The sequence below is a fragment of the Streptomyces koelreuteriae genome (assembly GCF_018604545.1).
Lineage (GTDB): Bacteria > Actinomycetota > Actinomycetes > Streptomycetales > Streptomycetaceae > Streptomyces > Streptomyces koelreuteriae.
The window spans coordinates 5,245,018-5,265,263 of record NZ_CP075896.1; the positions used below are offsets into that span (position 1 = coordinate 5,245,018).

The window sequence follows — 20,246 nt, forward strand, 5'->3', positions numbered from 1 at the left end:
CAAAGAGGTTTGCAGGGTGCTGTTACTTGGTCGCGCATCTCGTGTAGCCATCGACATCGGCGTAGACGAGATCGATGCCCTCTACGTGAAGCAGATTCAGCAAGTCATCCTGCGGCTTTTCCGGAAGCAGTACGGTCAGATTGGGGTTGTGTGGCTTGACGTGCCGTGCAAAGTCTTTCAGTTGACCTATGGCTATGTGTACCTCGTCGCGACTACTGGCACCCCTAATTGCATACAGTTCATGCGTCGTGGCGTCGTATAGGTCGGTCTTGAGGGTCCTGGTCGTACCGGAGATCTTTATTTGATACGCGAAGACTTCGTGCTCACGCCTTGTGAGCTCCTCGAAGTACTGCTCTCGCAATGCTGATTGGCGCAGGTCGGCTATCAGGCTTGGTTGTGCAGCCCGCCTGCTTTCTGACGCCCGCCTCTTCTTCGGCTCCACCATCTTGCCGGTGACTACAGTGGCGGAAACCCTGTGAGTGTCGGTTTCCTTCGCGCGACTGATGACATCCTGAGTGAGGCGCTCAGAGTCGCCCTTAGGGCGGAGGCGGAACACGATGATGCGGCGGCGCTCGCCGTTCTCGTCATGCGCTTCACGCACTGTGTAGGGCAGCTCTGCATCGAGCTCGAATTCGCCTACGTACCGTTGCTGCTTAGCGGAAGATCTTGGATCCGGGACCTTGCCTGCTGCCATGAAGACGCGCAGCGACTTTCCCCTGTCTGCGTGGCACAAGACGGCTGCGTTGCGAGAGCCGTTCAGTCCCAGAAACGTTTGCTCTCCGCGGGTGCCCTGGCCGGTGTACTCGAACACCGGCCCCCGTTCGTCCTCTTCCTCTAGCCAGCCGTCCTCGTAGCCGTACTTCTTGCCACTGTCGTGGTCTACGTAGATGAGGATGTTTGAGGTCGTATCGGAGGGGATGATCCCTCCCTGCGTCCCTCCGCCGAACAGCTCCTTCATCGCTGCGCGTGTGGTCATCAGCCCGGGCTTGATCGAAGCTAAGTCCATGCTCTGACGTTAGCTGATCACTCTGACATCGAACGTGGTCAACTAGCTTGCGTTGATGGCTGCGTACGACCAGACGTCAGCTGGCAGGCCATGCTCCATGCGCCAGGTGATCGCCATCGGTTTGCTGCCGGTGTGGCCGTCGTAGGTGGCAGGCCCGAGGAGCATCCACGGCTGAGACTTACCGATGTCCGTGTTCTTGTAGCGACGCATGAAGAGCAGGACGTGGCTGCCCCGCTCGGCATGGTGCTGGTAGCGCTGCCCCGTCGGGGAACTTTCGGCCGTGGAGTTCTGTGACTCCCAGTGGAACAGCGTCGGGCTCAGAGCGTAGTCCTTGTAGCGGACAGTGGGGGAGAAGTCTTTCTCGTTCTTCTCCAGGGTGATCAGAAGGGCGTCCGTCTGGAGATCCTCGACCCATTGGACGCCCTGAGCGAAGGACCTGGGCATCTGGCCGCCGAAGCGTGCTACGCCGAGGGCGGCGAGGATCTCAGAGCGGTTGTAGGAGGAGTGGACCTTCAGCGGGACCTGGCTGTGGCTGCCCGACAAGGGGATCGGGAAGTGGTCCGCCTGCTCGATGACGTAGGCCAGGACCTGGCGGAGCTCGTCGCGCAGGGCTGGTTGGTCGCGGAGTGCGTCTAGGCCCTGCTGGAAGCTGGTGAAACCACCAGCGTTGTCCCACAAGTTGAAGAAGAGCATGCGGGCATAGGCCTGGTCCGTGGGGTCCAGCTCGTCGTATGGCGCGGCTTCGTCGGCGAGGAGACGGAGGTACGCGTTGGCCCGGTCAGGGTCATCGACGTGCAGGAAAGCGTGGACGCGTTTGAGGAGCGCCGGTTCGCCATCGGGAGCAGCAGCTTTGAGTACGCCGGCTCGGCGCAGGATCGTCGTCCAGGAGTTGTCGCTCTTGTACAGCTCCTTGATCTCCCTGCGACTCTCCCGCAGGTAGTCCGCTAGCTGTGGCGTCTCATAGGCCTTGACTTCGTTGACCAAGGTCTTGACGGTGGCGCTCAGTTGCGTGCGGATGTTGTCCAGGACCAGGTTCTTGGCCTTGCCCTCCAGGATGATCTGGCACCCCGACGGAAGGAGCGGGAAGTCGTGCTCGATGTGATCGAGGAGCCGGTTCCTGGAGAGGTTCGTCAGAGCTCGAAACTGCTCCTCGAAGCGGAACTCTGCCCGGTGCTGCCCGATGAAATCGAGGACAGTGAGTACGGGCTTCATCTCGGTGCGCCGTAGCCCACGGCCTAGCTGCTGGAGGAAGACCGTGGCGCTGTTGGTGGGGCGCAGGAGCAGAAGGGTGTCGACATCCGGGATGTCGAGGCCCTCGTTGAAGAGATCCACGGAGAAGATGACTTGCAGCTTCCCCTCTCGTAGATCAGCGAGAGCTTGAGCGCGTGCTGCGGCAGGTGAGTCGCTGGTGAGCGCGGTTGCTTGAAAGCCTGCCCTTCGGAAGAAGTCCGCCATGAAGTGGGCGTGCTTCTTGTCCACGCAGAAGCCCAGTGCACGCATGGCTCCAGGCTGAGAGACCTTGTCTCGGATCTGCTTGACGACGATACGAGCACGTGCCTCATTGCCCGTGAAGAGATTGCCGAGATCCTGGTCCGCGTACGCGCCCCGCTGCCAAGTGAGGTTCGTCAGGTCTGTGCCATCGGGGATGCCGAAGTAGTGGAAGGGGCATAGAAGGTCGTTCTCCAGAGCCTCCCAGAGTCGCATCTCGGCTGCGATGCGGCCCTCGAAGAACTCGTCCTGCACATTGAGCCCGTCCATCCGCTCAGGGGTAGCGGTCAGGCCGAGAAGCTCCTTGGGCTTGAAGTGGTCGAGGACACGACGGTAGGTGGTGGCCGTGGCGTGGTGGAACTCATCGATCACGATGATGTCGAAGTGGTCGGGAGCCAGTTCTTCAAGCCGTTGGACGTTCAATGACTGGACGCTGGCAAACACGTGGTCCCATGCTTGCGGGTCCTCGCCGCCATAGAGCAACTCGCCGAATGAGGCATCGTCCAACACCTCGCGGTACGTCCGCAGAGACTGCTTGAGAATCTCCTTGCGATGTGCGACGAACAGCAGCTTTGGCCGACGGTTCTCGAAGCCTTTGGCCAGGCTCCGGTAGTCCACGGCCGCCATGACGGTCTTGCCGGTGCCGGTTGCGGCGACCAAGAGGTTGCGATTGCGCCCTCGGAGTTCGCGCTCTACCCGGAGGCGCTCCAGCATGTCCTGTTGGTAGGGGAAGGGGCGTACCTCCAGCCCCGACAGGTTGATCTTCAGGTCAGTGGTGGAGGTGCTGCCGCTGGCCTGAGCCAGAGCATGGTCGAGGCGCTCGGTGTGCTGATCGGGGTCGTATGTCTCGAACGCGGAGTCGTTCCAATATGCGTCGAAGGTCGCCTCGAACTTGTTCAGCACTGCCGGTGTAGCGATGGAGGACAGCCGCACGTTCCACTCCAAGCCATCGAGGAGTGCCGCCTTCGAGAGGTTGGAGCTGCCGACGTACGCCGTGTCGAAGCCTGTGTGGCGCCTGAAGAGCCAGGCTTTGGCATGGAGGCGCGTGGATCGGATCTCGTAGTTGACCTTGACCGTAGCGCCGAAGTCGCGCACGAGGCGGTCGAGTGCGTGGCGGTCGGTGGCGCCGATGTAGGTGGTCGTAATGACACGGATCGGTACACCTCGCTCCTTCGCGGCGCGCAGGGAATCCTCTAGGACGCGAATGCCGTACCACTTCACGAACGCGCAGAGCAGGTCGATGCGGTCCGCCGTAGCGAGCTCTGCCCTGAGTTCGGAGCCGAGACTGAGGTCATCCGGAGAGTTGGTGATGAGCGACGTCTCGGACAACGGGGTGAGGGGGCGGAGGGCGTAGACGCCTGGAGCCTCCTGCTCAGCGAGAGCAAGGAGCTGTCGAGGGCCTTCGGCGATAGTGCTCGTGCTTATGGCTTTGGCTCCGCCCCGGTCGGCGGCACTCGTGGCCAGGGAATCGAGGATGCGGTTCGCGACAGCCACACGGTCTTCGGGCGGAAGCTCGCTCAACCTCTGACTGACAGCTTCACCGATGTGGCGGGCCAGCACATGGGGCGCGGACTCTGGCGTGACCTCGGCGTCGATTGCCTTCCACCCCGCGGCCGTGAATTGCTCCAGCTCGTCATGCAAACCATGGGTGATCAGCTTCTCGTAGACACCCGCGATCGGCTTGGACAGGCCCCCATGTTCTGCCACGACTTGCTCCCCTGATCCCTCGTGGTTCTCGTACACGATCACGCGTGACGATGTGGATCTGTTCTAACAGCAATCACTGACATGCGCGGGGCTGTACCGAAAGGTGGGCTACCGCTGCGGTGGGGCCGCCCGCTTCCTGGCCAGTGTCGTGCTTCCACGGCCCGCCTCAAGGGCGCTTCACTCCGCTGCGCTGCGTTCCGCGTCGGCTGGCGCCGATGGCCCTGCGGGCCACCCTTGACCCGGGCCGTTCCAGCACGGGAGAGAAGCGAGCGGGCGGCCCGGGAGGGCCGGGGCCATCGGTTCGTAGGCCCGCGGGGCGTTGTCCAGGCCCTCGGGGTGCCGGGCGCATCAGCGGTTCAGGGCACGCCGGGTTGGCTTAGCGGCGTTCGGCTGGTGGTCGAGGTGCCAGGAGGGAGAGGGCAGTGCGCCGGTCGGCCGCGTTGCGAGGCCGACCGTGCGCGTTAGCAGGGCTTTGTCGTGGCGAGGGCGGCGGCGATGCGGGCCCTGGTCTCTGCGTGTGGTTGCGCGCGGCCTGTGATCCAGGCTGAGACGGTGGCGCGGGTCGTGCCGAGCTGGTCAGCCAAGTCCGCCTGCGACATGCCCGCTCGACGCAGTTGGCGTCCCAGCCATGGGCCGAAGGCCTCGCTGTATTCGGTGGGAGGCGTTGGGGGGTTCATCCTCTAGGACTCGGTTATGCGTCCGAGCCGTGGCACACCCCGTAGGACCGGCCCGACCCGCACCAGCAAGACGCCCCCTGCTGCGGCGGCCAAGCCACAGCCCGCCCCCGCGCCGCCAGTGTCGTCGCGTACTGCGGGAGCAGTGTCGCGTCGTCCGGGGAGGAGAGTTCCGATGCTGCGAAGGCCTCGTAGGAGGGGACCGTGCCGGTGACGATGCCGAGGTTGGGGGTGCCGGAGGAGGCGAGTTCTCGGAGGGCGGACTCTATGGTCGCGAGGTGGGTCTCGTGGGTCGGGTACTCGGAGGAGAGGGAGGGGTACGCATCGAGGAGTTCGGTGAGTTCCGGGGCCGGCCAGTGGAGGATGGCGACGGGGAAGGGGCGGGAGAGGGCCTCTCTGTAGGCGCCGAGCTCCGCTCGGAGGCGGAGGATCTCGGCCTCCAGTTCCGCCGGGTTCTCCGAACCCAGGGACCAGACGCGCTTGGGGTCGTGGAGTTCGTCGAGGGTGATGGGGAGGGAGTGGACCGTGTCCGCCAGGGCGTCCCATTCGTCGTGGGACTCGCCCAGCATGCGCCGTACGCGGTGGCGGCCGAAGAGGAGGGGGTGGGTGGCGTAGGGGGGCTCCGCCACGTCCGTCAGGAGTCGGTGCACGGCCTCCGTGAACGTCTCGTGGGCCGCTTCCAGTTCGTCGTGGGATTCGAGGGCCTCGGCCACGATGACCCAGGGGGCCGGGTCCTGGGGGGACGCCGAGCGGACGCCCTCGATGATCGCCCTGGCCTCGGCCTCGTGGCCGTACTCCCAGAGGTTCGAGGCCTTGAGCGCCCGGACCAGGTGGGGGTTGTCCAGGTCGGCCGCGGAGGACAGCAGACGGTCGTAGAGCGCGGACGCGTCGGGGCGGTCGCCGGAGAGTTCCAGGTGGGCCGCGGCCCGTAGGAGCAGGGCCTCGGCGTCCTCGGGATACAGGCCGGCGGTCCGCTCCAGGCGTGCCGCTTCGGCGGTGTGGTCGACGTTTTCGGCAGGCGTGTCGGGGCGCATGGGGGACACCGTACTGCCGGGAGGTGACGAGCGTGAGAGATGTGCAGGCCAGACACCTGTACTCGCGGATTCCCCGCGCTCGTCACCCGGGCTTTACGGATCGCCCCGAACCGCCGCCGTACCGTCCGCCGCCGATCTACAGCGTCACGCCGTCCACTTGGAGCGTTTGTACTGATTTCGCAGCGAAGGGGACGCTGAGTGATTTTCCGGTCAGGCGGGTGTCCGAGTGCGGGGTGTAGAGGTCGCCGCCGCCCGTCGTCACCGTGTTCCAGCGGGGGACGACGCCGTTCGAGCCGCCCGTCACCGTCGTGAAGCGGGAGAGGTCGAAGGTGAGGGTCTGGGCGGAGGTGGAGGTGTTGACCGCTACCAGGACCAGGCGGCGGGACGTGGCGTCGTAGGCCGCTACCGCGTAGCTCACGCCCGTGTCCAGGATCGTCATGCCGGGGCGGATGTGGCGGCTGAACTGGGCCAGTACGTAGTGCTTGGTCTGGACGGTGGTCGGCTGGAGGGTGTTCGCGTCGTAGGCGATCATCGCCCAGCCCGTCGACGGGTCCATGACCTGCCAGTAGCACCACGCCGTGGGGTGCAGCCAGCGGAAGTCGTAGCAGAGGTTCGAGGCCAGGGTGAGGCCCGTGCCGTCGCTGTCGCCCGTCTCGGAGTTCCACAGCTTCTTGCGGGACGTCGTCACCACGTCCGTGTAGAGGAGGTCGCGGCGGCCTCCCGAGCCCTGGTAGCCGTGCACGTTGACCTGGGAGACCAGGGCTTTGGTGGAAGAGTTGAAGGACGCCCACGTCGAGCGGGCCGTGTCGTAGTTCGTTTCGTCCGAGGCTGAGATGCGGGTGGCTGTGAGGCCGCGTTTGTCCAGCTCGCTGCGCATGTAGGGGAGTACGGCAGCCTGGACCGCGGGGTCCATGTGGCAGCCCTCCTGGGTGCCGGTCGCGGTCCACCAGGTGGAGGCCGGCTCGTTGAAGGGGTCGACCGTCGCGAAGTTCACGCCCCAGTTGTTCTTCGCGTACAGGGCCGTCGCCGCCAAGTGGCTCGCGTGCTGGCGGTAGTTCCAGGTCTGGAGGTTGTTGCCGCCGCCCGCCGCGCCCGAGGGGTTGTGGTTGGAACACATCCACCACATCGGGGAGTTGGCGAAGAGTTCGGTGATCGCGCCGCGCTGTGTCGCCTTCACCAGCATCGCGCGCTGGTTGGCGTCCGCCGACCACTTCCAGGCCGAGGAGGTCGGGTCCTCGTTGTTCCAGTCCTGCCAGAAGCCCTCGATCTGCTTGAAGCCCGGGATGTTCGGCGACTTCGCCATCGTCTCGCCGCCGACGCTGTTCGAGCTGCACGCGCCGAGGTTGTAGCGGGCGATGTTGAGACCCAGGCCGGGCAGGGAGCGGCCGTTGTACGTCACCGACTTGGTGGTGAAGAAGAGGTCCGCGAAGTCGTCCCGGGCGCCGAAGACGTTGGCCCACCAGGCGAGGGAGGTTCCCCAGCCCTCCCAGGTGCCGTAGGTGGTCGAGGGGGTGACGGCGATGGTGGCGTCCGCGTGCGCGGTGCCGGTCGCCAGGGCGCTGCCGAGGAACGTACCGCCTGCTGCGGACAGCAGGGTTCTGCGTCGTATCACGGCTCCTCCGTAGGGGAATTCAGGGGAATTCAGGGGAATGCAGGGGAGTTCAGGGGAGTACAGGGGGCTTTCGGGAGAATGCGGGGCGGGCGCCGGCCCTCCGGTCCGGCGTCGCGGGCCGGCCCGTCGACGGTGGCGTCGAGTCGAGGGCATCGAGAAGCATCGGGTGTGACGGATGGGTTGTCGAGAGTTGCGACGAACCTTTCTCAAACCCGTGTACGAAGTCTCGGACGCTCGCCCGCGGCCGCTTGTCGGAGTGATCCTGTATAACGAACAGCAGGACATACACATGTACGAGAGGAGGAGCCGTCGATGATCCGCGGTCGGGTGAATCCGCGTCCCGCTCTCGTACTGCTCCTCCTGGTCCTGGAGTTGGCGCTGCTGGACACCGGCAGCCTCACCGCCACCGTCGCGCTCGCGGCGACCGCCGCGGCCTCGGCCGCGCTCGCGGTCTGCGCCGTCATCGCCGCGCGCTGTGCGCCCGCCGTGCCACGCACCCGGGTACGTACGGCCATCCGCGACCGTGATCTGCGTACGGCCTTCCTGCCGCAACGCGACCCGGACGCCAAGGGACGCCCCCGGCCCCGGGCACCCGGACACGCCCTCCGGGCGACCTTCGCGTAGGGGCACATCACACCGCTGACCCCGCGTGGGTCGTCATGCCGCCATGACCAACTCCCGGCACGACGAGACCCCCGGAGGGCTCACGCATGTCCGTCTTCGCCAACCTGGTCGAGCACCTCGCCGACCTGCTCCACCCGCTGTTCGGCGCCTCCGCGGCCGCCGCCGCGATCGTCCTGTTCACCGCGCTCGTACGACTGCTCGTCCACCCCCTGTCCCGGGCCGCCGCGCGCGGCCAGAAGGCCCGGACCGCGCTCCAGCCGAAGATCGCCGAGCTGCGGAAGAAGCACGGGAAGAACCCCGAGAAGCTCCAGCGGGCCGTACTGGACCTGCACGCCGAGGAGAAGGTGTCGCCGCTGGCCGGCTGCCTGCCCGGGCTGCTCCAGGTGCCCGCGTTCTTCCTGCTCTACCACCTGTTCTCCAGCGACACGATCGGCGGGCGGGCCAATGAGCTGCTCGGCCATGAGCTGTTCGCGGCGCCGCTGGGGGAGCGGTGGATCGACGCGCTCGGCGGGGGCGGTGCGCTGAGTGGGGCCGGGCTCGTCTACGTCGGGCTGTTCGTGATCGTCGCCGGCGTCGCCGCGTTCAGCTACCACCTGAGCAAGCGGATGATGGCCGCCAACCCGGTCGTCCCGGCCGGGGGCAGTGGTGGGGAGCAGCTGCCCGGGCTGGCGGCGGTGACCAAGGCCATGCCGTTCATGTCCTTCTTCACGCTGGTCACCGTGGCCGTGGTGCCGCTGGCCGCCGCGCTGTACGTGGTGACCAGTACGACGTGGAGTGTCGTCGAGCGGGCCGTGCTGTACCGGTGACCGGGTGACGGTGACGAGGGGGCCGGGTGACCGGTGACGAGGGGGCCGGGGTCCAGTACGTGAACCGGGTATTGCGGAGTGGACTCCCAGCTTGGAGGATCGACCAGTCCTCCGATGGCTGCCCCGCCGCATCCGGGTCCCGCGCATCGGGCGGGCGCCCGCGATCTAGGGAGACGTGATCATGAAGCTGCTGCGAGTCGGTACGGCGGGGGCGGAGCGGCCCGCGCTGCTCGACGCCGAGGGGATCCTGCGGGACCTGTCGGGCGTCGTCGCGGACGTCGACGGCGCGCTGCTCGCCGACGAGGCCGCGCTCGACCGGGTGCGGGCCGCCGCGGACGCCGGTGAGCTGCCCGCGCTGGACGCCGCCGGGCTGCGGTTCGGATCGCCGCTGGGCAGGATCGGCAAGATCGTCTGCATCGGGCTGAACTACCACGACCACGCGCGCGAGACGGGTGCCGAGCCGCCCGCCGAGCCGGTCGTCTTCATGAAGGCGCCGGACACGGTCGTCGGGCCGCACGACACGGTGCTCGTGCCGCGCGGGTCCGTGAAGACCGACTGGGAGGTCGAACTGGCCGTCGTCATCGGGCGTACGGCCAGGTATCTGGAGTCCGCGGAGGAGGGGCTCGCGCATGTCGCCGGGTACGCGGTGGCGCACGACGTGTCCGAGCGGGAGTTCCAGATCGAGCGGGGCGGGACCTGGGACAAGGGGAAGAACTGCGAGACGTTCAACCCGCTCGGGCCGTGGCTGGTGACGGCGGACGAGGTGCCGGATCCGCAGCGGCTGTCCCTGAAGCTGTGGGTCAACGGGGAGTTGAAGCAGGACGGGACGACGGCCGAGCAGATCTTCTCGGTGGGGGAGGTCGTGCGGTATCTCAGTCAGGTCATGACGCTGTACCCGGGCGACGTGATCAATACGGGGACGCCCGCGGGGGTTGCGATGGGGGAGCCTGAGCCGAAGCCGTATCTCAGGGCCGGGGATGTGGTGGAGCTGGAGATCGAGGGGCTGGGGCGGCAGCGGCAGGAGTTCAAGAACGCGTAGCCGCTCCGCTGGGTGAGCCGGGGAACTGCGGCGATCTTTCGGCTGCGGGTCGTCCGTGGTCGGTCGCGCAGTTCCCCGCGCCCCCAAGGAGTCACTTCAGTACTGACGACAGATCGCGCCACGCCTTCCTCGGGAGGGCGTCCCTCGGGGAGTCGGTCACCACCTGGAGGGCCACGTGGTCGGCGCCCGCGTCGAAGTACGTGTCGATCCTGGCGCGGATCGCCGCCTCGTCGCCCCAGGCGAACAGGGCGTCGATGAGGCGGTCGCTGCCGCCGTTCGGCAGGTCGTTCTCGGTGAAGCCGTGGCGGAGGAAGTTGTTGGTGTAGTTCGGCAGCGGGAGGTAGAGGGCGAGGAACTCGCGGGCCAGGGCACGGGCGCGGGTCGGGTCCGTTTCCGGGATCACGCCCAGTTCGGGGGCGAGCAGGGGGCCGTCGCCGAGGAGTTCGCGGGCGTGGGCGGTGTGTTCGGCGGTGACCAGGTAGGGGATCGCGCCGGCCGAACGGTCGCGGGTCAGCTCCAGGCTCTTCGGGCCGAGGGCGGCCAGGACCCGGCCGTCGGCGGGCATCCCGGCGGCGTCCAGGCCGTCCAGGTAGGAGACGAGCGCCGAGTACGGGCGGCGGTACTGCTCCGCCCGCTTGGCGTGGCTGACGCCGAGGCCCAGCAGGAAGCGGCCGGGGTGGGCGGCCTCCAGCTCGGCGAAGCTCGCGGCGGTGGTGTCCGCCTCGTGCTCCCAGATGCTCTGGATGCTGGTGCCGACGGTGAGCCGGGAGGTCGCCTCGATCAGCGGGGCGGCGTTCGCGGCGGAGGTGTTGCCGCCCAGCCAGAGGGCGCCGTAGCCGAGTTCCTCCAGTTCGGCGGCGGTCTCGGCGAGTTCGCCGCGCCGGTCCGGGTCCTCCGAGCGCAGGCCTACGCTCCAGATGCCGTACCGGCCGACGGATTCCTTCAGGGCGGTGGTCATCGGTTGCGATCCCTCCGGGTGGGCGCCGTGTTCGATCATGCCTGAGGCGGGGTCAAGATCATGCCTACGGCGGTGCCAACCAGAGGGACCTGCCACTCATTCCGGCCTGCTACCGGTCCTTGCTCAGGAACTCCTCCAGCGCCTCCACCACGAAGCGGTGGTCCTGGAGCTGCGGCAGCCCGGACACCGTCACCGCGCCGATCACGCCCACGCCCTCGACGGTGATCGGGAAGGAGCCGCCGTGGGCCGCGTAGGTGTCGGGGTCGAGGCGCGAGGACTCCTCGAACGTCGTGCCCTTGGCGCGGAAGCGGGCGCCCACCAGGTAGGAGGCGGAGCCGTAGCGCTCGACGACCCGGCGCTTGCGGGCGATCCAGGCGTCGTTGTCCGGGGTGGAGCCGGGCAGCGCCGCGTGGAAGAGCTGCTGGCCGGCGCGGTGGATGTCGATGGCGAGCGGGGCCTGCCGCTCCCGGGCGAGTTCGACGAGGAGCGAGCCGAGCGCCCAGGCGTCGTCGTGGCTGAACTGCCGGAAGACCAGGCGGCGTTCCTGAGTCTCCAGTTCCTCCAGGCTCGGGGTGAGCTCCGGGTGGAACTTGGGGCCGAGTTCCTGGTGGTGCGAAGGGTTGTGCGAGCTCTTGTGCGTCACAGGGTCACCGTCACCTTCTCGCGGGCCGAACGACGAGCGGCCTCCAGTACGTCCAGGGCGGCGGCCGCCTCCAGCGCGGTCACCGGGTTGGGGCCGCCCTCCAGCAGGGCCTTCGCCACGGCCGCATAGTAGGCGGGGTAGTCGCCGGGGAGGGTGGGTTCGGGGCGGCCGCCGCCCGTCACCGGGGACTCTCCCCCAGAGGGGGGACCCCCAGCGCCCACGCGGCCCCACTGCGACTCGGGCTCGACGCCCCAGTCGGGGCCGGGGCGCAGGCCGTCCCTCAGGGCCGCCTCCTGGGGGTCGAGGCCGTACTTGACGTAGCCGGCGGCGGAGCCCAGGACGCGGAAGCGAGGGCCGAGCTGGGCCGTCGTCGCCGAGACGTAGAGGTGGGAGCGGACGCCGTTGGTGTGCGTGATCGCGATGAACGTGTCGTCGTCCGCCTCGGCGCCCGGGCGGCGGACGTCCGACTCCGCGTACACGGAGGCGGCCGGGCCGAAGAGGGCCAGGGCCTGGTCGACGACATGGCTGCCGAGGTCGTAGAGCAGACCTCCGATCTCTGCGGGGTCGCCGGACTCGCGCCAGCCGCCCTTCAGTTGCGGGCGCCAGCGCTCGAAGCGGGACTCGAAGCGCAGGACGTCGCCCAGCTCGCCCTCGCTGAGCAGCTTGCGCAGGGTGAGGAAGTCGTTGTCCCAGCGGCGGTTCTGGAAGACGGAGAGGAGCAGGCCGCGCTCCTCGGCGAGGGCGGCCAGCTCACGGGCCTCGGCCGCGGTGCCGGCGACGGGCTTGTCGACCACGACCGGCAGACCGGCCTTGAGGGTGGTGGCGGCGAGCGGCACATGCGTCTTGTTCGGGGACGCGATGACGATCAGGTCCAGCTCGGCGGCCCGGCCGAACAGCTCGTCGGGGGTGGCGGCGAGGCGTACGTCCGGGAACTCGGCACGGGCCTGCTGCTGCCGTTCGGGGTTCGAGGTGACCACCGTGTCGAGGGCGAGGCCCTCGGTGGCGGCGATCAGCGGGGCGTGGAAGACGGAGCCGGCGAGGCCGTAGCCGACGAGGCCGACGCGGAGGGGTGTGCCAGTCATGGCCCCACTTTCGCAACGCTGTTGCCAAAGTGCAAGCGGCGGGGACAATGGGGGGTGTGAACAGGGCGGACGACCGGACGGGCGGGGTGGGCGGCATGCACGGCACCGGAGGCGGGGTGAACCTGCTCGCGTTGCGCAGCCACAACGCGGCGCTGGTCCTCGACCTGCTGCGGACGGCCGGAGCCGACGGCATCAGCCGGCTCGAACTCGCCGAGCGCACCGGGCTCACCCCGCAGGCGGTCAGCAAGATCACGGCCCGGCTGCGGGAGGACGGCCTCGCGGCGGAAGCCGGACGACGGGCCTCCACGGGCGGCAAGCCGCGGACCGTGCTGCGGCTCGTGCCCGAGGCGGGGCACGCGGTCGGGGTCCATCTGGACCGCGACGAGGTGCGGGTCGTACTGGTGGATCTTCGGGGGACCGTGGTGGGGGAGCGGCGGGCCCCGCTGGACCTCGGGGCCGGGGCGTCGGCCGTGCTGACGGCGGTGACGGGGGCGGTGCGGGAGACGGTGGCCGGGGTGCTGCCTGCTGGGCCGTTTGCCGGGCCTGGGGTGGGTGAGGTTCGGTCGGCGGGGGCGGGGGCTGCTCAGGCGTCGGGCTCCATGCCGCTTGCCGGGCCCGGCTCCCCGCTCGGGGCGGGGGGCGTACGGGAGGCGGTTGGTGAGGCCCGGTCGTCTGGGTCGCGGTCTGCCCGGGACGCGGCGGCTCACGCGTCGGGCTCCATGCCGCTCACCCGGCCCGGCTCCCCGCTCGGGGCCGAGGGCGTACGGGACGCGGCGGTTCACGGGCTGGACTCCGTGCCGCTCGCTGGGCCAGGGCCCGGGCCCGGGTCCTTGATCGGGGTCGGTGTCGCGTTGCCCGGGCCGCTCGACCACGCCCGCGGGGTGCTGCACCGGGTGACCGGATTCCCCGAGTGGGACGGCTTTCCGCTGCGGGAGGCGTTGGCGGAGCGGCTCGGGGTGCCGGTGGTGGTCGACAAGGACACCAACGCGGCGGCGCTGGGCCTGGCCGCCGGGGGTGAGGGCGGCTCCTTCGCCTATCTGCACCTCGGTACGGGCCTCGGGGCCGGTCTGGTGATCGGCGGAAGTGTGCACCGGGGGGCCAGGACCGGGGCCGGGGAGTTCGGCCACCAGGTGATCCAGCTCGACGGCCCGCCCTGCACCTGCGGCGACCGCGGCTGCGTCGAGGCGCTGTGCCTCGGTGCGGTGGCGCGCGGCGACACGGCGGAAGCGGCCCGGGTCCTCGGCGCCGGTGCGGCGAACCTGGTGGGCCTGCTCGACATCGACGTCGTCCTCTTGGGCGGCCGCACGGTGGCCACGGCACCGGAGGCGTTCGTACGGGGCGTCGGGACGGTGCTGGAGGCCTGGGCCCGGCGGACGGGCCAGGAGGCCGTGCCGGTGCGCGTCGCCGCCGGGGGCGGAGGAGTCGTGGCGGTGGGGGCGGCCCAGATGGTGCTGGGGCCGGTGTTCGGGCGTGGGGGTGGGTGAGTCGGTGTCGGCGGGGTCGGGTAAGGCCGGGCCGCGAGCGGCGCTGCTGCCGGCCCGGTGCCGAGGCGGTGGCTGACGGGGATGTGCGAGGCGCCTGAACGGCACCCTCCGGCTCCGGACGAGGATGGGTGAGGCCGGGTGAGGCGGCCTTGGTCGGGTCGAGGCCCGGAAGCGACGTGAGGGCGGGTCGGTCAGTGCCGGGGTTCGGCGGCTGACCGGCGTCGGCCGGATCCGGGTGAGGCCGCCTCCGCGGGGAAGATCCGGGCCAGGTGGTAGTCCAGCACCGTCCGCACATCCGCGAGGGAACGGCGTTCGTGCAGGACGTCCAGGCCCAGCCCGACGGCCCCCGACACCAGCAGGTCGGCCTCGTACGTCCGGTCGATGCCCGGTGTCGTGAGCCCCGCTGCCTCGCCCACCCCGATGATGTCGGCGACGAGCCGTTCCAGCGGCTGCTCGGCGGCCAGGAACACCGTCGCGAGTTCGGGATCCGTCAGGCTCCGTGCGTAGTACGCCGTGAACACCCGCAGCGCGAAGGCGCGTTGCTCGTCCAGCGGCAGGAACTCGTCCAGTACGGCCCGCAGCAGCGCGCGCGGCTCCGTCATGTCGTAGCGGATACGCCCCTGGGCCAGCCGCTCGTTCTCCTCGTGCAGCAGCCGCAGCGCGTCGACCAGCAGGGCCTGCTTGGAGTCGAAGTGGTACTGCACGACCCGCAGCGACACCCTCGCCTCCGCCGCGATCCCGCGCATGCTCGCCGCGTCCAGCCCCTGCCCGGCCGCGATACGCCACACCGCCTCGGCGATCCGGCGCCGCTGCCGCGCCCGGACCTCCGTGGGCCGGGACACGGGCGGCGTGCCCGGCTCGGGCAGCGGCTGCCTGCGTCGGCGGTAGGCCCGTGCCTGGCAGCTCCGGGAGCAGTAGACCGGCGGGCGGCCCCGGCTCGGACGGGCCATGGGCCCGCCGCACACCGCGCACGCCCGTCGTTTTTCGTCACGCACCCCTCCACGATAGCGCGCCGAGAAAGTGTGAGGTAAAGGAAGAGTCCTGGGCTGGAGACGGTCAATTCACCTTCAACCGTTGATACGTTCGTAACGTCTTGTCGCCCCCCGTGAAAGGAAAGGCCATGAAGTACGACGTCCTTCAGGTTCTCGGCATGGTGCTGCTGGTGGTGTGCGCCCAGGCGCTCGTCCGGCTCCTCGTCGACGAGGGCGAGCGGGGGCCGCTGGACGGGCTCCCCGGTGGATTCCTGCCGCTGCTGCTCGCCTACGCGGTTCTCACCGCCACCGGTGTCCTCCTGACCGGCTGGGCCCACTCGCGCGCGAAGGCCCTGGGGCGCCGCTAGGGCAGAGGCGGCGACCTGGGGGCGACTGTCCGCCGACCGGGCGGATTCGCGCCGCCGTCCGGGGGGCTTTCCGGGCCGTGTCGCTCGCCATCGCCCGGTTTCGGCAATGTCACATCTCCATGCGACTCTGCACGCCCGCTCACCTCTGCCTGGCGGCGGCAGCCGCCGTCCTGCTCCCCGGTGCCCAGCCGGCGTACGCGGACGATCCGGCGCCCGCCTGTGCCGCGCCCGACGACCACACCTTCCCGCTCACCACCCGGGTCCACGGCGGGCCGGACTCGTACGTGGCCGGGGGCGGGTACGGGACCTGGTATCTCGACCTGACCAACACGACCGACCGGACCTGCACCGGGATCCACCCCGTCGTCGTGCTCGTGGACGACAAACGGGCCCTGGAGCCGTCGCAGCCCCGGCTGGAGTTCTTCGAGGGGACGCGGTCCCACAGCGTGCGGTTCGAGAAGACCGGTGAGGACGAGCTCGTCGGGGCGCTGGCCGACGACGAGGACCGGTTCGCCGGGTTCACCGTCGGGCCGGGGAAGACCGTCACCGTGACGGTGCGGCTCGCGGTCACCTCGGACGCCGTGGCCAACGACGTCACGGCCAACGCCGCCGTCGTGCAGCGGCACGACGACGACGGCGACTGGGTCGGGCAGTCCAACGACTACCGGTTCGGCATCGACGGCGATGCCCAGATCGACGGCGGCGACGGGGAGATCGACGGCGGCGACCCGGAGGCCGACGACGGCACCGACTCCCAGCCGGAGACCGAGCCGCGGCCGGACTCCTCCGTCCCGCCCCGCGAGGACCGCTTCCCGTTCGCCGAGGAACTCGCCCGCACCGGAATCGGCGTCCGCGTCGCCGCGGCCGCCGCGGCGCTGATGCTCGCCGGGGGCGGGATGCTGCTCCTCGCGCGCCGCCGCCGCTGAGGCGACCACCGTCCCGCCCCTCGGGACGCCGTGACCGGCCCGTTCCGCATGATCCCGCCACTGTTTAGGCTGGGGGCTGCCTGGCGGATTCCCGCCTGCCGCGCGGCGCCCGGCACGCACGCTCGCCGCGTTGCCGAACCGCCCACGTGGCTCCGCCACGAGGGCGCTCCGGCGCCTTGCGATCGCACGCACCGGACGCCGCGCGGCCCGCCCTCCGGGCGGACGACGGGAATCCGCCAGGCAGCCCCCACGCACGCTGGACCGGACGCGTACGGCAGGAGATCCCGCACATGGCAGACCGCAAGCCCATCGAGTCGTGGCTCACCGACATGGACGGTGTGCTCATCCACGAGGGCGTGCCGATCCCCGGCGCCGACGCCTTCCTGAAGAAGCTGCGTGAGTCCGGGAAGCCCTTCCTAGTCCTCACCAACAACTCGATGTACACCCCGCGCGACCTGCACGCCCGGCTGCGCCGCATGGGCCTGGACGTGCCGATCGAGAGCATCTGGACCTCGGCCCTGGCCACCGCCCAGTTCCTGGACGACCAGCGGCCGGGCGGATCGGCGTACGTCATCGGCGAGGCGGGGCTCACCACCGCGCTGCACGACATCGGCTACATCCTGACCGACCACGAGCCGGACTACGTCGTCCTCGGCGAGACCCGCACGTACTCCTTCGAGGCCATGACCAAGGCCGTGCGGCTGATCCTCGGCGGCGCCCGCTTCATCTGCACCAACCCCGACGAGACCGGCCCCTCCACCGAGGGCCCGCTGCCCGCGACCGGCGCGGTGGCGGCGCTGATCACCCAGGCGACCGGCAAGAAGCCGTACTTCGCGGGCAAGCCGAACCCCCTGATGATGCGGACCGGGCTGAACGCCATCGGGGCGCACTCCGAGTCCAGCGCGATGATCGGCGACCGCATGGACACCGATGTGCTGGCCGGCATGGAGGCCGGGATGCAGACGTTCCTGGTGCTCACCGGCCTGACCCGGCCCGACCAGGTCGAGGACTTCCCGTACCGGCCCTCGCAGGTCCTGGACTCGATCGCGGACCTCGTCGACCGGGTCTAGCCGGTCCGGCCCACAAAGGGCGGCCGGCCCACAAGCGCGGCGCGCCCAAACCCGTCGCCACCCGTTCGGAGCAGTCGCCGCGTCCCGGAGGATGCGGCGACCCTTCGTGCGGGGGAGGCTCCAGGCATCTGGAGGTTCACGATGGGTTCCCTGAGGTCCACTCTCTGTACGAGCGTGCTGGTCGCGGCCGCCTTCACCCCGGCGGCGTTCGCGGCGGACGCGGGAGGCGTCTCGGTGACCCCGGCGACCCCCGCACCCGGCAGCGACGTCGCGCTCCGGGTGACCGGCTGCGCCGCGCGGACGGCCGTCGCCGCCTCGGCGGCGTTCGTCGCGAACGCCCCGCTCACCGTCACCGGCGGTGAACTCATCGGCGAGAGCCGCGTCCCCTCCACGCTCAAGGCGGGGACGTACACCGTGAAGATCACCTGCGGGGGCGCCGAACGGACCCGCACGTTCACCGTCCGGGAGAGGGAAAGTGTGGGCCCGCCCGCGTCCAGGGGCGAGACCGGGGGCGCGACCGGAGCCGCCGGGCAGCCACCCGCCCCGGGGACGGGCGGACGGCAGCCCCTGCCCGAGGGCGGCGGCCCATCGCCCGAGCCCGAACCACCCGTGGACGAAGGCCGGTCATCCCACTCCGAACGGCCCAGCGCGCACGCCTCCCCCATCGCCCCCGTCGCAGCCGGCGGTGGCGGCGCCGCCCACCTCGCCGCCGAGGACCGCGGTGCCGGGCCCGGCACCGTGCAGACCGTGACCGGCCTGGTCCTCGCGGGAGTGGCCGCCGTGGCCGTCGCGCTGGGCAGTGTCCGCCGGAAGCGCGGAACGGACTGACCGGCCGTGTCCGAACTCGACCTGGAGCGGGTGCGCCGACGCCCCTCCGGCACCGGCCGTCTGCTCGCCGGTGTCGCCTGGGTGGTGCTGCTGCTCGGGCTCTGGCTCTGGGGCCGTGAGGTGACCGACGTACGGCACGGCATCTCCGCGCCCACCACGGGCGACATGGCAGCGGCCGGACGCCCCCCGGACGTGAAACTGCCCCCCGCGCACCGCCCGCTGGGCGACGCCCTGCCGCAGCGCGTCGACATCCCCGGCATCGGCGTCCAGGCACCGGTCGTGGCGCGCGGCCTGGACCGGCGCGGGGCGCTCGATCCGCCGCCGTACGACCAGCCGGGCGTGGTCGGCTGGTACGCGGGCGGGGTGGCGCCCGGGGCGCCGGGGACGGCGCTGATGGTCGGTCATGTCGACAGCGAGACCCGGCCCGCCGTCTTCTACAAGGTCAGTGCCCTGCGGCCGGGCCAGACCATCCGGGTGATCCGGGCCGACACCAAGGTCGCCGAGTTCACCGTCGAGTCCGTCCAGGTCCTCACCCGCGACCGCTTCGACGCCCACCAGGCCTACGGTCCCCGCCGCTCGGGCCGGGCCGAACTGCGGCTGGTCACCTGCGGCGGCAGCTTCGACCGTACGACCGGAAGCTATACGGCGAACGTGGTGGTGTCGGCGTACCTCACCGGTACGGGACTGTGAGTGGGAAAGGCCCACCTGACCCGGCCGGCGACCCGCCGCGCTGGAGGTCACGGGAGCCACGGCCGGGCGGGACCGAGGCCGGAGGCCTGGGTGTCGCGGGACGTATGTCAGGATTGAGACTTGGAACGGTGCGCCCAAGGGGGAGTTGGATGTACGGCAGCAGGGGGGCCGGGACGACCGCCGGGAGGCGGATGTCCGCAGTGGTGCTGGGGGCGGCACTGCTGATCACGGGGTGTTCCTCCTCCGACGGAGGAGACGAATCGGACGGCGGCGCGGACGCGGGCGCCGGGATCACCCAACAGCCCAAGGAAAAGGCCCCCTTCTGGGTCAACCCGGACGGCACCGCGGCCCAGCAGGTCGCCGCGCTGGAGAAGTCCGGCAAGAAGGGGGAGGCCGAGCAGATCCGCAAGATCGCCGAGCAGCCCGTCGCCGAGTGGGTCGGCCCGGACAACCCCGAGGAACAGACCCGGGGCTTCACCGAGGCCGCCGACAAGGCCGGCCGTACGGCCCTGCTCGTGCTCTACAACATCCCGCACCGCGACTGCGGCCAGTACTCCCAGGGCGGCGCCGCCGACGGCAACGCCTACCGCGAGTGGCTCGACGGCGTGGCGGCGGGCATCGGCGACCGGTCGGCCACGGTCATCCTGGAACCGGACGCCCTGCTGCACGTCGTCGACGGCTGCACCCCGCAGCAGTTCCACGAGGAGCGCTTCGACCTCCTCAAGGGCGCCGTCGCCAAGCTGAAGGCGCTGAAGAACACGAAGGTCTACCTGGACGCGGGCAACGCCGGCTGGGGGCACCCCGACCAGATCTTCGAGCCCCTGAACCGGGCCGGCATCGACCAGGCCGACGGCTTCTCCGTCAACGTCTCCAACTTCTACGCCACCGACAAGTCCATCGCCTACGGCAAGCAGCTCTCCGCCAAGGTCGGGAACAAGCACTTCGTCATCGACACCAGCCGCAACGGCAAGGGCCCCTACACCCAGGGCAACCCGGACGAGCGCTGGTGCAACCCGCCGGGCCGCGCGCTGGGCGAGACACCCACGACGAAGACGGCCGACCCGCTGGTCGACGCCTATCTGTGGGTCAAGCGCCCCGGCGAGTCGGACGGCGAGTGCAAGGGCGGCCCCAAGGCGGGCCAGTGGTGGTCGGACTACGCCCTGAAGCTGAGCAAGGCCAGCTCCTAGGCCGACCCGGACAGACGAAAGGGGCGCTCTCCGCACTGGAGAGCGCCCC

At 70.0% G+C, this 20,246-nt stretch carries 19 protein-coding genes; 10 read left to right on the forward strand and 9 right to left on the reverse strand.

Annotated elements, in window-relative coordinates; all coding sequences use genetic code 11:
- Positions 1 to 22: 22 nt before the first annotated feature.
- From KJK29_RS23705 to KJK29_RS23725, 5 genes are all read right to left on the reverse strand, one after another.
- Positions 23 to 1,006, reverse strand: coding sequence for a type 2 periplasmic-binding domain-containing protein (locus tag KJK29_RS23705; protein ID WP_215121140.1), 984 nt, complete (start codon positions 1,004 to 1,006; stop codon positions 23 to 25).
- Positions 1,007 to 1,048: 42 nt separating this feature from the next.
- Positions 1,049 to 4,201, reverse strand: a complete 3,153-nt coding sequence (locus KJK29_RS23710) for a DUF3427 domain-containing protein (RefSeq protein ID WP_215124432.1) — start codon at positions 4,199 to 4,201, stop codon at positions 1,049 to 1,051.
- Between the two features lie 461 nt (positions 4,202 to 4,662).
- Positions 4,663 to 4,878 carry a helix-turn-helix transcriptional regulator gene (locus KJK29_RS23715; RefSeq protein ID WP_215121141.1) on the reverse strand — a complete coding sequence of 72 codons (216 nt, stop codon included), beginning with the start codon at positions 4,876 to 4,878 and terminating at the stop codon, positions 4,663 to 4,665.
- Positions 4,879 to 4,892: 14 nt separating this feature from the next.
- Positions 4,893 to 5,909 (reverse strand): SEC-C domain-containing protein, encoded by a 1,017-nt coding sequence (locus KJK29_RS23720; RefSeq protein ID WP_215121142.1) that lies wholly within the window; start codon positions 5,907 to 5,909, stop codon positions 4,893 to 4,895.
- Between the two features lie 136 nt (positions 5,910 to 6,045).
- The gene (locus tag KJK29_RS23725) at positions 6,046 to 7,521 is read right to left on the reverse strand and encodes a glycoside hydrolase (RefSeq protein WP_215121143.1); all 1,476 of its coding nucleotides are present in this window, start codon (positions 7,519 to 7,521) and stop codon (positions 6,046 to 6,048) included.
- Positions 7,522 to 7,833: 312 nt separating this feature from the next.
- On the opposite strand from KJK29_RS23725, the gene KJK29_RS23730 reads away from it, so the two are divergent.
- From KJK29_RS23730 to KJK29_RS23740, 3 genes are all read left to right on the forward strand, one after another.
- Entirely contained in the window at positions 7,834 to 8,145 is a 312-nt protein-coding gene (locus tag KJK29_RS23730) for a DUF6412 domain-containing protein (protein ID WP_215121144.1), read from the forward strand.
- 86 nt (positions 8,146 to 8,231) lie between these two features.
- Entirely contained in the window at positions 8,232 to 8,951 is a 720-nt protein-coding gene (locus tag KJK29_RS23735; protein WP_215121145.1) for a YidC/Oxa1 family membrane protein insertase, read from the forward strand.
- A gap of 181 nt (positions 8,952 to 9,132) precedes the next feature.
- On the forward strand, positions 9,133 to 9,990 hold the full coding sequence (locus KJK29_RS23740) for a fumarylacetoacetate hydrolase family protein (protein ID WP_215121146.1): 858 nt from the start codon (positions 9,133 to 9,135) through the stop codon (positions 9,988 to 9,990).
- A gap of 91 nt (positions 9,991 to 10,081) precedes the next feature.
- On the opposite strand, the gene KJK29_RS23745 is transcribed toward KJK29_RS23740, so the two are convergent.
- The 3 genes from KJK29_RS23745 to KJK29_RS23755 form a co-directional block, all read right to left on the reverse strand.
- Complete coding sequence (locus KJK29_RS23745; protein WP_215121147.1) at positions 10,082 to 10,948, reverse strand: LLM class F420-dependent oxidoreductase; 867 nt, start codon at positions 10,946 to 10,948, stop codon at positions 10,082 to 10,084.
- Between the two features lie 109 nt (positions 10,949 to 11,057).
- Positions 11,058 to 11,591 carry a heme-degrading domain-containing protein gene (locus KJK29_RS23750; RefSeq protein WP_215121148.1) on the reverse strand — a complete coding sequence of 178 codons (534 nt, stop codon included), beginning with the start codon at positions 11,589 to 11,591 and terminating at the stop codon, positions 11,058 to 11,060.
- Positions 11,588 to 12,673 carry a Gfo/Idh/MocA family oxidoreductase gene (locus KJK29_RS23755; protein WP_215121149.1) on the reverse strand — a complete coding sequence of 362 codons (1,086 nt, stop codon included), beginning with the start codon at positions 12,671 to 12,673 and terminating at the stop codon, positions 11,588 to 11,590. Before KJK29_RS23755 ends, KJK29_RS23750 begins: the two co-directional genes overlap by 4 nt.
- A gap of 95 nt (positions 12,674 to 12,768) precedes the next feature.
- Between KJK29_RS23755 and KJK29_RS23760 the strand changes: the two genes are divergently transcribed.
- Positions 12,769 to 14,157 carry an ROK family transcriptional regulator gene (locus KJK29_RS23760; RefSeq protein WP_215124433.1) on the forward strand — a complete coding sequence of 463 codons (1,389 nt, stop codon included), beginning with the start codon at positions 12,769 to 12,771 and terminating at the stop codon, positions 14,155 to 14,157.
- Positions 14,158 to 14,348: 191 nt separating this feature from the next.
- On the opposite strand, the gene KJK29_RS23765 is transcribed toward KJK29_RS23760, so the two are convergent.
- On the reverse strand, positions 14,349 to 15,152 hold the full coding sequence (locus KJK29_RS23765; RefSeq protein ID WP_251057918.1) for a TetR/AcrR family transcriptional regulator: 804 nt from the start codon (positions 15,150 to 15,152) through the stop codon (positions 14,349 to 14,351).
- Between the two features lie 125 nt (positions 15,153 to 15,277).
- Here KJK29_RS23765 and KJK29_RS23770 point away from each other — a divergent pair, with 125 nt between their 5' ends.
- From KJK29_RS23770 to KJK29_RS23795, 6 genes are all read left to right on the forward strand, one after another.
- Positions 15,278 to 15,496 carry a hypothetical protein gene (locus KJK29_RS23770; protein WP_215121150.1) on the forward strand — a complete coding sequence of 73 codons (219 nt, stop codon included), beginning with the start codon at positions 15,278 to 15,280 and terminating at the stop codon, positions 15,494 to 15,496.
- A gap of 119 nt (positions 15,497 to 15,615) precedes the next feature.
- The gene (locus tag KJK29_RS23775; RefSeq protein ID WP_215121151.1) at positions 15,616 to 16,422 is read left to right on the forward strand and encodes a hypothetical protein; all 807 of its coding nucleotides are present in this window, start codon (positions 15,616 to 15,618) and stop codon (positions 16,420 to 16,422) included.
- A 290-nt stretch (positions 16,423 to 16,712) separates the two neighbouring features.
- Positions 16,713 to 17,492 (forward strand): HAD-IIA family hydrolase, encoded by a 780-nt coding sequence (locus KJK29_RS23780; protein WP_193478283.1) that lies wholly within the window; start codon positions 16,713 to 16,715, stop codon positions 17,490 to 17,492.
- A gap of 141 nt (positions 17,493 to 17,633) precedes the next feature.
- Positions 17,634 to 18,320 carry a hypothetical protein gene (locus KJK29_RS23785; RefSeq protein ID WP_215121152.1) on the forward strand — a complete coding sequence of 229 codons (687 nt, stop codon included), beginning with the start codon at positions 17,634 to 17,636 and terminating at the stop codon, positions 18,318 to 18,320.
- Positions 18,321 to 18,326: 6 nt separating this feature from the next.
- The gene (locus KJK29_RS23790) at positions 18,327 to 19,010 is read left to right on the forward strand and encodes a class F sortase (protein WP_215121153.1); all 684 of its coding nucleotides are present in this window, start codon (positions 18,327 to 18,329) and stop codon (positions 19,008 to 19,010) included.
- A 149-nt stretch (positions 19,011 to 19,159) separates the two neighbouring features.
- Entirely contained in the window at positions 19,160 to 20,197 is a 1,038-nt protein-coding gene (locus KJK29_RS23795) for a glycoside hydrolase family 6 protein (protein ID WP_215121154.1), read from the forward strand.
- Positions 20,198 to 20,246: the final 49 nt, after the last annotated feature.